Source organism: Vibrio ulleungensis, from assembly GCF_016900875.1.
Classification (GTDB): domain Bacteria; phylum Pseudomonadota; class Gammaproteobacteria; order Enterobacterales; family Vibrionaceae; genus Vibrio; species Vibrio ulleungensis.
On record NZ_JAFEUM010000001.1, the window covers coordinates 353174 to 366376 of the forward strand.

General features: G+C 43.8%; 13 protein-coding genes. 11 read left to right on the top strand and 2 right to left on the bottom strand.

Annotated elements, in window-relative coordinates; translation table 11 throughout:
- The first annotated feature begins 4 nt into the window (after nucleotides 1-4).
- Together JQC93_RS01745 and JQC93_RS01750 are read left to right on the top strand one after the other, a co-directional pair.
- Nucleotides 5-958, top strand: a complete 954-nt coding sequence (locus JQC93_RS01745) for a YbgA family protein (RefSeq protein ID WP_205156744.1) — start codon at nucleotides 5-7, stop codon at nucleotides 956-958.
- A gap of 76 nt (nucleotides 959-1034) precedes the next feature.
- Nucleotides 1035-1916, top strand: a complete 882-nt coding sequence (locus tag JQC93_RS01750; RefSeq protein ID WP_236009238.1) for a L,D-transpeptidase family protein — start codon at nucleotides 1035-1037, stop codon at nucleotides 1914-1916.
- A 48-nt stretch (nucleotides 1917-1964) separates the two neighbouring features.
- On the opposite strand, the gene JQC93_RS01755 is transcribed toward JQC93_RS01750, so the two are convergent.
- Nucleotides 1965-2240, bottom strand: a complete 276-nt coding sequence (locus JQC93_RS01755; RefSeq protein ID WP_205156746.1) for an Lpp/OprI family alanine-zipper lipoprotein — start codon at nucleotides 2238-2240, stop codon at nucleotides 1965-1967.
- 314 nt (nucleotides 2241-2554) lie between these two features.
- Here JQC93_RS01755 and JQC93_RS01760 point away from each other — a divergent pair, with 314 nt between their 5' ends.
- The 7 genes from JQC93_RS01760 (at nucleotide 2555) to pstB (ending at nucleotide 11237) form a co-directional block, all read left to right on the top strand.
- Nucleotides 2555-3889 (top strand): DEAD/DEAH box helicase, encoded by a 1335-nt coding sequence (locus JQC93_RS01760; RefSeq protein ID WP_205156747.1) that lies wholly within the window; start codon nucleotides 2555-2557, stop codon nucleotides 3887-3889.
- Between the two features lie 505 nt (nucleotides 3890-4394).
- Complete coding sequence (locus JQC93_RS01765) at nucleotides 4395-5591, top strand: carbohydrate porin (RefSeq protein ID WP_205156748.1); 1197 nt, start codon at nucleotides 4395-4397, stop codon at nucleotides 5589-5591.
- Between the two features lie 340 nt (nucleotides 5592-5931).
- Nucleotides 5932-7131, top strand: a complete 1200-nt coding sequence (locus JQC93_RS01770; protein WP_205156749.1) for a carbohydrate porin — start codon at nucleotides 5932-5934, stop codon at nucleotides 7129-7131.
- 517 nt (nucleotides 7132-7648) lie between these two features.
- Nucleotides 7649-8470, top strand: coding sequence for a phosphate ABC transporter substrate-binding protein (locus JQC93_RS01775; RefSeq protein ID WP_205156750.1), 822 nt, complete (start codon nucleotides 7649-7651; stop codon nucleotides 8468-8470).
- 74 nt (nucleotides 8471-8544) lie between these two features.
- Nucleotides 8545-9513 (top strand): phosphate ABC transporter permease subunit PstC, encoded by a 969-nt coding sequence (gene pstC / locus JQC93_RS01780; protein ID WP_408068579.1) that lies wholly within the window; start codon nucleotides 8545-8547, stop codon nucleotides 9511-9513.
- Nucleotides 9514-9516: 3 nt separating this feature from the next.
- Nucleotides 9517-10389 (top strand): phosphate ABC transporter permease PstA, encoded by an 873-nt coding sequence (pstA, locus tag JQC93_RS01785; RefSeq protein WP_205156751.1) that lies wholly within the window; start codon nucleotides 9517-9519, stop codon nucleotides 10387-10389.
- A gap of 98 nt (nucleotides 10390-10487) precedes the next feature.
- The gene (gene pstB, locus JQC93_RS01790; protein ID WP_084888554.1) at nucleotides 10488-11237 is read left to right on the top strand and encodes a phosphate ABC transporter ATP-binding protein PstB; all 750 of its coding nucleotides are present in this window, start codon (nucleotides 10488-10490) and stop codon (nucleotides 11235-11237) included.
- A 76-nt stretch (nucleotides 11238-11313) separates the two neighbouring features.
- Here the strand turns inward: pstB and JQC93_RS01795 are convergent, their stop codons facing one another.
- Nucleotides 11314-11838, bottom strand: a complete 525-nt coding sequence (locus JQC93_RS01795) for a DUF4381 domain-containing protein (protein WP_205156752.1) — start codon at nucleotides 11836-11838, stop codon at nucleotides 11314-11316.
- Between the two features lie 204 nt (nucleotides 11839-12042).
- Between JQC93_RS01795 and JQC93_RS01800 the strand changes: the two genes are divergently transcribed.
- Both JQC93_RS01800 and JQC93_RS01805 read left to right on the top strand, forming a co-directional pair.
- Nucleotides 12043-12243, top strand: a complete 201-nt coding sequence (locus JQC93_RS01800) for a restriction endonuclease subunit S (protein WP_205156753.1) — start codon at nucleotides 12043-12045, stop codon at nucleotides 12241-12243.
- 197 nt (nucleotides 12244-12440) lie between these two features.
- The gene (locus JQC93_RS01805; protein WP_205156754.1) at nucleotides 12441-13136 is read left to right on the top strand and encodes a LuxR C-terminal-related transcriptional regulator; all 696 of its coding nucleotides are present in this window, start codon (nucleotides 12441-12443) and stop codon (nucleotides 13134-13136) included.
- Nucleotides 13137-13203: the final 67 nt, after the last annotated feature.

Consider the following 13203-nt stretch of genomic DNA (forward strand, 5'->3'; position numbering starts at 1 on the left):
TGCTATGGAAAGACAAGGTATTAAAGTTGGCATCAGCGCATGCGTTATGGGTGAAAAAGTTCGCTTTGATGGAGGCCACAAAGCCAGCCGTTTTGTGGAAAACGAATTGTCACCACATTTCGAGTTCGTGAAAGTGTGTCCTGAAGTGGGAATCGGCATGCCCGTGCCTAGGCCCACAATCCGATTGGTGAGTAACGAAGAGCGAGTTTTGTTAGTCGACACCAAAGACGACACGATCGATTACACCCAAAAAATGGTCGACTTTTCGAAAGCAAAATCGGAACACCTAGCTAAGCAAGATTTGTGTGGCTACATAGTCTGTGCAAAGTCTCCAACCTGCGGTATGGAACGCGTCAAAGTGTATAAGAAAAATAGCGCTGCTAAAGAAGGTGTCGGGCTTTTTACTCAGCAGTTGATGAACACTATGCCGTGGTTGCCAGTCGAAGAGGACGGTCGTCTAAATGATCCCGTATTGAAAGAAAACTTTATTTCACGGGTATTTGCTCTTTCCGACTTCTATGAGTCGATGGGCGGCGCGCCTACACCAGGTAAAGTAGTGGCATTTCATTCTCGCTACAAGTTAACTTTGATGGCACATAGCCAAGATGCCTATAAAACACTCGGACAGCTAGTGGCTAATGTAAAACAGTTTCCTGCGGATGAATTTTACACACAATATCGAAGCACACTAATGACTGCACTGACAGAAAGAGCATCGCGCAAAAACAACGCAAACGTACTAATGCATGCTCAGGGGTATTTTAAAAAATTGTTGAGCTCAGTGGAGAGGCAGCAATTTAGAAAAGTGATCGATGAGTACCGCGTAGGAACTTTGCCTCTGCTTAGTGCAATCACCATGGTGAATCATTATTTGACTCTCTACCCAAACGAATATCTGTCGAGCCAAGTTTTTTTGAACCCTCATCCACATGAGCTGCGCCTTAGATATGCCTTATAGGCATAGTTAAAATGGGGGAGACTTGCACTTCTTAAGGTTGCTGTTTAAAGTGCATACATAGATGTTGGAGATTTGTATGCTTTGCCGTGTTTTTAGTTTGATATTGCTGTTGCCTTTTGTGTCTCATGCCGCCACTTTTGCGTTGCCAGAAGATGGCTCGAATGTCATTGGTAAAAACCAAGTACACATTGTTGAGGCAAAAGAAACCTTTGCTGAAATTGCGGACAAGCATCATGTGGGCTTTCTGGCTCTGTTGGCCGCCAACCCTGGTGTAGATCCTTACTTACCGGGTGAAGGTGTCATTTTAGATCTACCGACAAAAATGATATTACCTAATGCGCCTCGCAAAGGGATTGTGGTAAATTTGGCCGAACTTAGGCTCTATTATTACGATCCCAATGGTAAAGATGTGCATGTGTTCCCTGTTGGAATAGGCGCTATAGGACGTGAAACGCCAACGATGACAACCTATGTCAACGAAATCATAGACGGCCCGTCCTGGACACCAACGGTTTCAATTAGAAAACGATACGCAGCACAAGGCATCGATCTTCCTGTGACAGTGCCGCCTGGCCCCGAAAACCCACTAGGTAATCATGCGCTAAGACTGGCCTATGGCGCTGGACAATATCTAATCCATGGTACAAACAAAGAGTTTGGAATTGGTTTGCGCGTCAGCTCTGGGTGCATTCGCATGCAGCCACCGCATATTGAATGGTTGTTTAATCAGGTTAAGTATAAGACGCCAGTCGCTATAGTGAACGATCCCGTTAAGGTCGCTTACAGTGATGATTCTTTGTTTGTGGAAGTTCATGAGCCATTAACCAACGATGATGGGATTAAGATGCGCCCTGAAACAACAATGGAATTGGAAATGTGGCTAGAGCAAAACCCTAAAGACTCGGCACTAGTAAGTGGGATGCTTGCAACGCAAACCGGCATTCCTCAATTGCTATAGATTTTGAGAAATACCGGTAATTAGCAAATCCTATAGCGAAGCTATGGATTATTTTGTGTAAGACTGAGCTAGATTGTCTAGACGCTCATTTGCACGAGCTGCTTCGTCTTCAGCAGACATTGCCATTTGCTTCGCTTCTGAAGCTGCCATAGCATCTGATTTAAGACTTGCGTGTTCCGCTTCTAAAGAGTCAATTTTCGTTTCTAGAGCTTCGATTTGAGAGCTCATAGAAGTCAGTTGCTCAGTAGTTGCTTCGTCTGGTCCTGATGCACAGCCCGCTAGAGCAACGGTGCCCGCCACTGCAATAAGAAGTTTGTAATTCATTATAACTCCATTCCTTTTAAATTATTTAGTTACACGTGTATTTCAACGGCCACATATTGTTTCCTGCCGTTGGAGAATTGCGCGAAGCGGTTCCATCTGCCTGTAATATGAGCAGTTAGTCCCTTATTCCCTTCCTCAGTGTAGAAACCTTTTTTGTGAATAACAAAGGCTTTTCGTTAATTTCCAGTTAAATCTAATTTTTTTTTGTGACTTGTATCAATTATTAGTCAAAACGAGCTATTATAGGCGCCAATTAGACTTTGAACTGAAGTCGACTACGAACTTCACCCATCCAGTTATATTCGGAGAATACATTGCAATTTAAAGAGTTAGGTCTTGATAACCGTTTACTAAAAAACTTAGATCATTTCGCGTTTAAGAAAGCGACGGATATACAGCGCCAGGCCATACCTGTTGCTTTGGCAAATAAAGACCTGCTGGCTTCGTCTAAAACTGGCTCGGGTAAAACATTGGCATTTGTCTTGCCGATGCTGCATAAGGCGCTTAAAAGTAAGGCTTTTTCTGCAAGAGACCCACGAGGTGTTATCTTGGCGCCAACACGTGAATTAGCCAAGCAAGTGTACGGTGAATTGCGTGCTATGTTGGGTGGCCTATCTTATACCGCGACCCTAATTGTTGGTGGTGAAAACTTCAACGATCAAGTAAAAGCTCTAAGAAAATACCCGCGCTTTATAGTCGCAACTCCTGGTCGCCTGGCTGATCACTTAGACCATCGTTCACTTTACCTAGATGGTCTGGATACATTGGTGCTGGACGAAGCTGATCGTATGTTGGATCTTGGTTTTGTGAAAGAGCTTCATAGCATTCATAAAGCCGCAAACCATCGTCGTCGTCAAACCTTGATGTTTTCCGCTACCTTGGACCATGCCGAAGTGAACGACATCGCAATGCAGATGTTGGAAGACCCAAAACGTATTGCTGTTGGTGCGGCCAATCAGCAACATACCGATATCGACCAGCGCTTCTACTTGTGTGACCACTTGGATCATAAACAAGCTTTGTTGGATCGTATTCTTGACGATGCAGATTATCGTCAGGTGATGATTTTTACTGCTACTCGAAGCGATACAGAACGACTGACAGAGCTGCTCAATCAACGCAAGTTGAAAGCTGTGGCGTTAAGTGGTGAGCTTTCTCAATCACAACGTAATGCGATCATGAGTCAGTTTGAACGAGCTGTGCACAAGATACTCGTGACCACCGATATTGCCTCTCGCGGAATCGATATACCAAATGTTTCGCATGTGATTAACTTTGATATGCCAAAACACACTGAAGAGTATGTACACCGTGTTGGCCGCACAGGTCGAGCCGGCAATCGTGGTGAGGCGCTGTCTTTGGTTGGGCCGAAAGACTGGGCAAGCTTTAAACGTATAGAAACCTATCTTCAGCAGGACATTCAATTCGATACATTGGAAGGTTTAAAAGGTAAGTTTAAAGGCATTAAGCCACGTAAGCCTAAGTTTGCAGGTAAGCCGAACAAGGGTAAAGCTGCACAAAAAGCGCAACCTAAAAAAGTGGCACGTAAACCGGTTAAGCGAGATAAGAGTTTTTATCAGCATGTTGCCGTTGGTGACAATGTGTTTGTTCCTAAAAAACGTCCTCAGAGTGATGACTCTGCAGACTAATTGATTAATTGATTAATTGATTGAATATCAATGATTTAAAAAGCCGCTCTACTGAGCGGCTTTTTAGTACCTAAATCACTCAACTGTTAATTTTCGGAGGGTGGTTATGTTAATTCTCGGTGAGTAATTTCTTTACCATCGTCCGTTTAAATCAACACTGTTGTGAATTTCACTAATCACACAGTGATCAAATCGCTATTCAGAGAAACTGCTTTTATAAAAGCCCTAAAAGTTCAATTAATATTTTTTGCTAAGACTTTGTTTTTATTGATTTTATATGTTTTTTAGGTTTTCTTTTTCTAAATGTAAACTCTACAAAAAATAAACGGTGATCAGCTCCTCATACTGTAGGTCCCTTAATGTACTACATTGGCTACGTCAAAAGTTGTAGCGCAGATGACATGGAAGTTCATTTGAGCATTCGACTTATAACAACAATAAGTAAGTCACTTAAATTAAGGGTTACGACATCGCATTACGTCGTACAAACAGCATAGGTAAATTAATGAAAGCATTAAAACTACTTCCAATTAGCGCAGCGGTACTAGCAACACTAGGTTCAGGCATCGCCATTGCAAATGACTCAGACGAAGGGTTCTATTTCTCAGGTTACGCTCGTTACGGCGCGCACTTCGCAGCTGGTGACGAAGCATACGTTGCACCAGACGGTGCACTAAATGGCGCGTCAGCTGGTCGCCTAGGTAACGAAAGCAACGGTGGTGAATTCCAGTTCGGCAACAAAATGACTTCTGACAACGGCACAAACTGGGACCTAGCAGTGATGCTAGAGCACTGGGGCGATACCGTTGGTCTTAAAAAATTCTATGCGAAAGCAAATAATGTTTTCGAATCTCAACCAGGTATGACGGTTTGGGCTGGTCGTGACTTCCATCAACGTCCGCAAACTGGTCTGAACGATTACTTCTGGATGACTCACGATGGTCAAGGTGGTGGTTTCACTGATCTTCAAATTGGTGGCATCGCATTTGACGCATCGGTTGTTGGTCAAGTAGATGGCGGCGGTACTGGTGATAACGGTAACTACGCATTTACTTCTAAACTACACGGTATTGGCCTTGGTGACGTAGGTTCTCTATCGTTCCTATTCAACTATGGTTTTGCTTCAGATGCTGCGGATGAAGACTTTGAAGATTACATTGGCATGACTTCGTACCAACTTGCAGCAGTAATGGATTTCAATCACAACGGCGGTTGGAACCAGGTGATTTTGCGTTATACAGATGGTGCTCAGGATTCTGTGTTTATGCGTAACGACGATATTTCTACAACGATGGTTCACTGGGAAGGTGGTCATAACTTCACTGAACAATTCGAGCTAGGTTATGTTGCTGCGTATCAAGACCTTACAAACGATCAAAACGTTCAAGTCTACGATAATACTGAAGCATCACGTACCAACTACAACGCAATCGTACGTCCAATGTACAGCTGGAACAACATCCACTCTACGTGGGTAGAAGCAGGTTACTCAGTCGTTGACTACAAAGACAGCGGCACAAACAGTGCTTGGAAAGCAACGCTATCTCAAAACATCAGCTTTGGTGAAGCGAAGAGTGGCGACCGTCCAATGCTGCGTTTCTACGCAACTGTAGGTGATGCAACCAACGAAGTGACTGACTTAGCAGATAAGACTGAGCTAGACACTGTGTCTGTCGGCGCAATGGTTGAAGCTTGGTGGTAATAATTCCTAGCTGTTGTTAATTAATTTGATACAAGTTTGTCCTACTAAAGCCCAGAACATTATATGTTCTGGGCTTTTTGCCGCTTTTAGAGTTACCAAATCTACTCACATTGCATGATTTCAGGAGAAAACATTTCGTTTTATGCAACCCCATACGCAAATTTCTTCTTAGCGTATATACTTATCTTGCAGTACCGCTTGGTGCACATTACGCAATAACAATAGCTTAGAAGCACTCAATAGTTCGCCAGTGATACTCATCATATTCAAAACAACAATTCAATTTAGGACGACGCCGAGACTAGCCGTACGGCATAAAAAAGGAACGCAGGGGTAAGTAATGAAACGGATAAAATTATTACCGACATACGCTGTAGTTGTCTCCAGCTTGTGTGCACCAATCGTATTGGCTGATGGGCACGAAGGTGATGGCTTTTACTTCAGTGGTTATGCACGTTACGGCTTGCATTATGCGGGTAAGGAAGCTGCTTACGTCAGGGCATTGGGTGAAACTATAGGTTACGGCGTAGGTAGACTTGGTAATGAAACAAACGGAGGCGAATTTCAACTTGGCAAGAAGTTGATGTCGGAAAACGGTACCAACTGGGATGTCGCAGTAATGCTCGATAACTACGGCTCAGGTGTGAATATCAAAAAGTTTTATGCGAAGGTGAGCAACGTGTGGGACTCTCAACCTAACCTTACGGTTTGGGCTGGCCGAGACTTCCATCAACGTCCACAATCTGGATTAAACGATTACTTCCTGATGTCACATGACGGTCAAGGTGGTGGATTTACTAATTGGGAGTTTGGTACTGTGGCATTCGATGCTTCCATAGTTGGTCAAGTTGACGCAGCAGACGGCAGTGATGTAACCGACAACGGCAATTATGCCTTTACTTCTAAATTACATGGTATTGGTGTTGGCTTAGGAGAACTTTCATTCCTAATAAACTATGGTTTTGCTTCGGACAAAGGTGAAGTGGCATCTGGGAAAGGTAATTCGTACCATCTCGCTGGTGTTTGGGACATTGGGCGAGATTCAGGCTTCGATCAGTTGTTTATACGTTACGGAGATGGTGCAGACAATTCAGTATTTACTCGTGATGAAGATTTAAGCACTATGTTAGTGCACTGGCAAGGTCAGTACAATTTTACACAGAGCTTTGAGTTGGGGTATATCGCAGCTTGGCACGACACGACCAACAAATCGCCAGTTACAGATGTAGAAGCATCGCGTTCGAATTACAGTTTGATTTTCCGTCCTATGTATAGCTGGAGTGATATTCACTCTACATGGGTAGAAGCTGGCTACGCATTAGTCGACTTTGCCGATACGGAGTCCAATAGTGCATGGAAGGTAACATTATCGCAAAACATTAGCTTTGGACAGGCACGAAGTGGTGACCGTCCAATGCTTCGTTTCTATGCAACCTTTGGTGAAACTGAAAACAAAACAGTTATTGGCGCTCCAGATGAACTGTTAGCAGGTACCTACGATACAGTGTCGTTAGGTGCAATGTTCGAGGCATCTTGGTAAATAACAACCTATTTGCGGGTCGGGCGTTCGCCTGACCTTTTTTCGATTTAACATCTTTTTTAAGTAGTATGAATGACTCATATTGAGGCCACTCTTATGGTCCGTTGCTACAACAACTGGTTCGACTCTGCTGCTAATTAGTAATCAACACGTTTAACCACTTATGTGGCTATGGATGATGTCTCGGCTACCAACACTGGTCGTACTCTCACATAGGAAAAACATGTAGATCCCCTACCGATTTTGCCATCGGCAAAATAGACACCCTCGATCGTCTCACGATTCATGATTTTTTATCCTGACTGTTCGATACATTCTAATATCTATGTGAATTTTGAGTTTATCGCGGATTTTTTAACAGTATTCGTCACATCAGTAGTCTAATTCAGATTGTCGATGAATATTACAGTTGTCATAAACCTTTCAATCAGGTGAAACATAACTGTCATAAAACAAGGATACATTGAGCACCGTTCACAAAACATAAACGGTTTGAATACCACTTAAGGAAAAAGTAATGAAAAAGACAGTTATCGGCGCAGTGGCACTTCTAGGCGCTCTAGTAATCAACCCAGTAGTAGCAAAAGAAACTATCTCTGCTGTGGGTTCGAGCAGTGTGACTCCTCTGATGGAAGTTTTCTCTGAAACTTACATGAAGTCTAACTCAAACGTATTCATCGAAGTTCAAGGTCCTGGTTCTTCTGCTGGCGTAAAAGCAGCGAAAAACGGTTCTGCTGACCTAGGCATGTCTTCACGTGACCTTAAAGATTCTGAAAAAGAGCCTACTTTAAAAGAGTTGGTTGTTGCTCGTGACGGTATCGCAGTCGTTGTAAACCCTAAAAACAGCCTTGACGGTCTGACTGCAGAGCAAGTTTCTGCAATCTACAAAGGTGAAGTAACAAACTGGAAAGACGTTGGCGGCATGGACACGCCAATCGTTGTTGTAACTCGTGATACTGCCTCTGGTACTCGTGGCGCTTTTGAAGACATCATGAGCCTGAAGAAGAAGATCAACGACGTAACCGTATCTGCAATTTCTCAACGTGCACAGGTTGCTAACGGTAACGGTGCTCTAAAAACTATGGTTGCTTCTAACCCTTACGCTATCGGTTACATCTCACTAGGTACTGTTGACAGCTCTGTTACAGCACTAGAAATCGATGGTACTCCAGCATCTGTAGACAATGTTAAGAACGGCTCTTACAAAGTAGCTCGTCCTTTCCTAGTACTTTACAAAGAAGGCGCACCAACAGCTGAAACTCAAAAGTTCCTAGACTGGATGCTTGCTGATGACGCACAGCAACTAGTCGAAGGCAAAGGCTACATCTCTGTTAACTAATACTAATGACAAACTTGCTCAGCCCGTGAGGGCTGAGCCTTTTCTATTTATCTCAATGATTTTTTGAGTGTTTTATGACCATCGCAATCAGTAGTGAAAATTCTATGGCTAATCCTAAGTCTCTAATGAGTGACGTTGCCGAGAACCAAAGCAACTTACCTCAAGACAAAAAAGCGCTACGCCAAAATAAACGAATCGACTGGAAAGAACGAATTTTCCACGGGCTGTTTTTAACCAGTGCCATTATCGGTATCGTTTCACTGGCAATCATCGCGTACTTTATTGTTAAAGAAAGTATTCCTGCATTCCAAGAGGCCGGAGTTTCCGGCATCGTTTTGGGGCAAAACTGGCTTCCACCGGCACTGTATGGTGTTGCTACAATGATCGTCGCCTCGGTTGCTTCAACCTTAGGTGCGGTAATTGTCGGTGTTCCAATCGGGGTTCTTACCGCTATTTTTATTGCAGAAGTAGCGCCTAAATCTCTCGCCAATATCATCCGTCCTGCGGTAGAGCTTCTTGCCGGCATACCATCAGTGGTTTACGGATTCTTTGGCTTGGTGATTATTGTTCCACTTATCCAAGACATTTTTAATGTTCCTGCAGGTAACACTATTCTGGCGGGAATTATTGTGCTTGGTGTGATGATTCTGCCAACAGTCATTACTGTTTCAGAAACATCGATTCGCGCAGTGCCGTCCTCTTACAAAGAAGGCTCGTACGCACTGGGCGCATCAAAGATATACACCATTTTTAAAATCCTGTTGCCAGCAGCTCGCTCTGGCATCATGACGGCGGTTATTTTGGGTATCGGTCGTGCACTGGGTGAAACCATGGCAATCATTATGGTAATGGGTAACGCTCCTGCGATGCCTGGAGGCATCTTAGATTCAGCACGTACGTTAACAGCCAATATCGCGATTGAGATGTCCTACGCAAGTGGTACACACGCAAGTGCACTGTACGCAACAGGTGTTGTGCTTCTGGTGTTCATTATGCTGCTCAACGCAAGCTTACTTTACCTCAACCGCGAAAAAGCGAGATAAAACATGTCTATTCAAGTTCAATCACAACTTAAACAGGCTCGCGTCAATAAAGACCGCTTTTTAAACGCGATGATCTGGTTTGCTGCATCACTGACCGTAGGGTTCTTGTTTTGGATCATCTGGTACATCTTGTCGAACGGCCTACAGTTCGTTGATTGGAAGTTCGTGACCGACGATTACACCCGTACAGGCGATCAGGCCGGTATTTTTCCTATGATTGTGTCAACTGTCTATATGGTCATTGCTTCCATAGCGGTTGCAGCGCCTTTGGGTATTATGACGGCAATCTATTTGACTGAATACGCGAAAGTGGGTAGCCGCTTAGTGAAAGTGATTCGTTTCTGTACTGAATCGTTGGCTGGTATTCCGTCTATTATCTTTGGTCTGTTTGGTATGACGTTCTTCGTTGCCATTCTTGGCCTTGGCTTCTCTATTCTTTCTGGTGCGTTAACGCTGAGTATCTTGATACTTCCAGTCATTATCCGTACTACTGAAGAAGCGCTGATGGCTGTGCCATCGACCTACAGAGAAGGTTCTTATGCATTAGGCTCTTCAAAAATCTACACCATTTGGCGTTTGATTCTACCGAGTGCAACCCCTGGTATTTTGACCTCGGTTATCCTTAGTATTGGTCGTGTAATTGGTGAATCGGCACCGGTGTTCTTGACTGCTGGTATGGTGGCGCGTATTCCTGATTCTTTATTAGATTCTGGACGTACCCTAACCGTTCACCTATATAAGCTGACAACTGAGCTATTCACAATTGATGAATGGAACCAAGCGTACGGCACCGCAACAGTACTGATTGTGGTTGTACTGCTGATCAATATGTTTACCAAATTACTCGCAAGTCGCATTAGCAAAGCTACTTACTAATTTAAACAAAAACTCGAGATAGACTGCGCTATTCGATAGAGAAATAGGCTCAGTCTTCACCGCGACTGCGAACGAAAAAGAATTGAAGAGAAAGAACAATGAACAAATTTAACATCGAAAACCTAGACCTTTTTTACGGCGAAAACCAAGCACTTAAAGGCATTAATCTTCCAGTGCCTAAAAAGCAAGTTACCGCACTTATCGGCCCTTCAGGCTGTGGTAAATCGACATTGCTACGCTGTTTGAACCGCATGAATGACCTAATTGCTGGGGTGAAGATCACCGGTCTTGTACAGATGGATGATCAAGATATCTACGGCAATATCGACGTCGCTGATTTGCGTATTCGTGTCGGTATGGTTTTCCAGAAGCCAAACCCATTTCCAATGAGCATTTATGAGAACGTAGCTTATGGCTTACGAGCTCAAGGTATTAAAGACAAGAAGCATATCGATGCGGTTGTCGAGCGTTCATTGCGTGGTGCAGCACTTTGGGATGAGGTGAAAGATCGCCTAAAATCTCATGCATTTGGTTTATCTGGTGGTCAACAGCAACGTCTGTGTATTGCGCGTACTATTTCTATGGAGCCTGACGTCATCTTAATGGACGAGCCAACCTCGGCTTTGGACCCAATAGCGACCTCAAAAATTGAAGATTTGATGGAGAGTCTTAAGCAGAACTACACCATTGTCATCGTGACTCACTCAATGCAGCAGGCTCGCCGTATTTCAGATCGGACAGCTTTTTTCCTCATGGGAGAACTGGTTGAGCACGATGATACTAAAGTAATTTTCTCAAACCCTAAAGATGATCGTACACGTGGCTACGTGAACGGTGACTTTGGTTAATAGATAACTGTATAAACTACAACAATAAGCGATGGAACTTTTGCCCCTCATTCGAGGGGCTTTTTTGTGGCAGCTATTAAGCTCTAGGCGCTACTTTGGCGGCAGCTTTCTGTCGACGCGTTGGAGGAAGTGCTTGGTGAATAAACGCTTCGCATTGCTCTACCAGTGCTGCTTTATCAACTTGCTCACGACGCAGTTGGTATTGTGGGTGCATCGCTTGTTGCCATTGTGCAGAGTGCTCTTTAAACAGCGGCTTTTCAGCTTGTGAGTCTAAGAACGTAAACCAAGCGTCACCGCTCAGTGAGTCAACGTAGGATTGGGGGTAGTAGCAGCGAACGGCTTGTCGTAACACTTCCATTGCCGCAGACGGGGAAATGGTCTGTTTTTCTAGTGCTATCACTCGTAGTGCGGTTTGTTTGGGTCGGCTACGCTTTTGACTGCGCCTCCTGACAATGACGGCTAACAATAAAGTCGTTAACAGTCCGAGAACTGCCAGTGATGCAGGGTTAGCTGCTAAGTCACCATCGATTGCGCTAAACGGAGAAAAGGACTGGATCTGGGCGATTTTGCGCTCAAGCGCTGCCCAAAGAGAATCGAACATCTCAACGGTACTCTTTTTTGTTATAATCTATGGGCCACAACAGTGGCTTATATAAATGGTATCTTATACGGTTTGTGGTGTGCTGTGAATTTGCTTTTGTATCAATGTGATACAAGATCCAATTTTGAGAGAAGTGTAGAATAATGTGTTCCACAGTTTCCTATAGACATCCTTTCCCATTGGTAATGAGACAACGAGTATTTTATGAGTGATTTTGAAAAAGAGTTAGAGGCGATGAGCCAGCAGGTAGCAGATGAGCCAGAGGTTAAGTTACCGAGCATGGAAGAGCAAAAAGAGATCGCAGCTAAGCTGAAAGAATTAGAAGAAAAGGGCGAGCTCACTCCTGAAGTTTTAGAGCAGTTCTTTGGTCACTATTACGCCCAGAATGACAAGCCTGTCCACTAATAGTCGTAAGTGGTAGGACCTTAACGCCTGCCACTTCTACATTGTCTTACAAATGAGAATGTAACACCTTATTGCTAACAAATAGCAATCGATTTCCTCAATTTTCCTTTTTTCGCTCGCCCGTCTCACTTGCTGTGGTTGAATTGGTCTAAGATTTTGACTAAAAGTTAACTATCGTACAGTAGGAGGCTAGGACAATGAATACAGACCCGCAGCAGGGAAAACTCTATCAAAAAGAGATTGTACTGCTGACAGAACCCAGCATGCAAACCACGCTGCTGAAAGAATCCTTAGAGCACAACTTAGGTATTCGCTTAAAGGTTTATCCACTCAATGCACTGATTGAGCAAAGCATCGATGTCGATGACTATCTAATGATTGATATGTCGGCTTTTGAAGAGCGTTACGTTGAGTACTACGTCAATTGCAAAGCTGTGGATTTTCCGCATGCCAGCGAAATTTTGATCAACTGCAATAAAGACCTTCATTACGGAGATTTATTAGGTTGGACCAATCTGGTTGGTGTGTTCTATCTTTCCGACGATATTTCAATGCTTGCTCAAGGTATTCAACGTATCACTGAAGGTGAAATGTGGCTTAGCCGAAAATTGGCGCAGGAATACATTATGTATTTCCGAAGCATGCATCGTCCAAAAGCGCACAGTGTCGACGCCAATTTAACTAAGCGTGAGCAGGAAATCATTAAGTTACTAGGCAGTGGCGCATCCAATGTAGAGATTGCAGAAAAGCTATTTGTCAGTGAAAACACGGTGAAAACGCACTTACACAATGTGTTTAAGAAAATCCATGCGAAGAACCGTTTGCAAGCGTTGATTTGGGCTCGTGAGCATATGCTTCTTGAAGATGAACCCTTGCAAGGTATGGCACCTTAATCTGTTGATTGACGCAGTTACGTTTAAGTAGTGAATCCCCGCTGTACGTCCTTGGCGTTACTGTGAG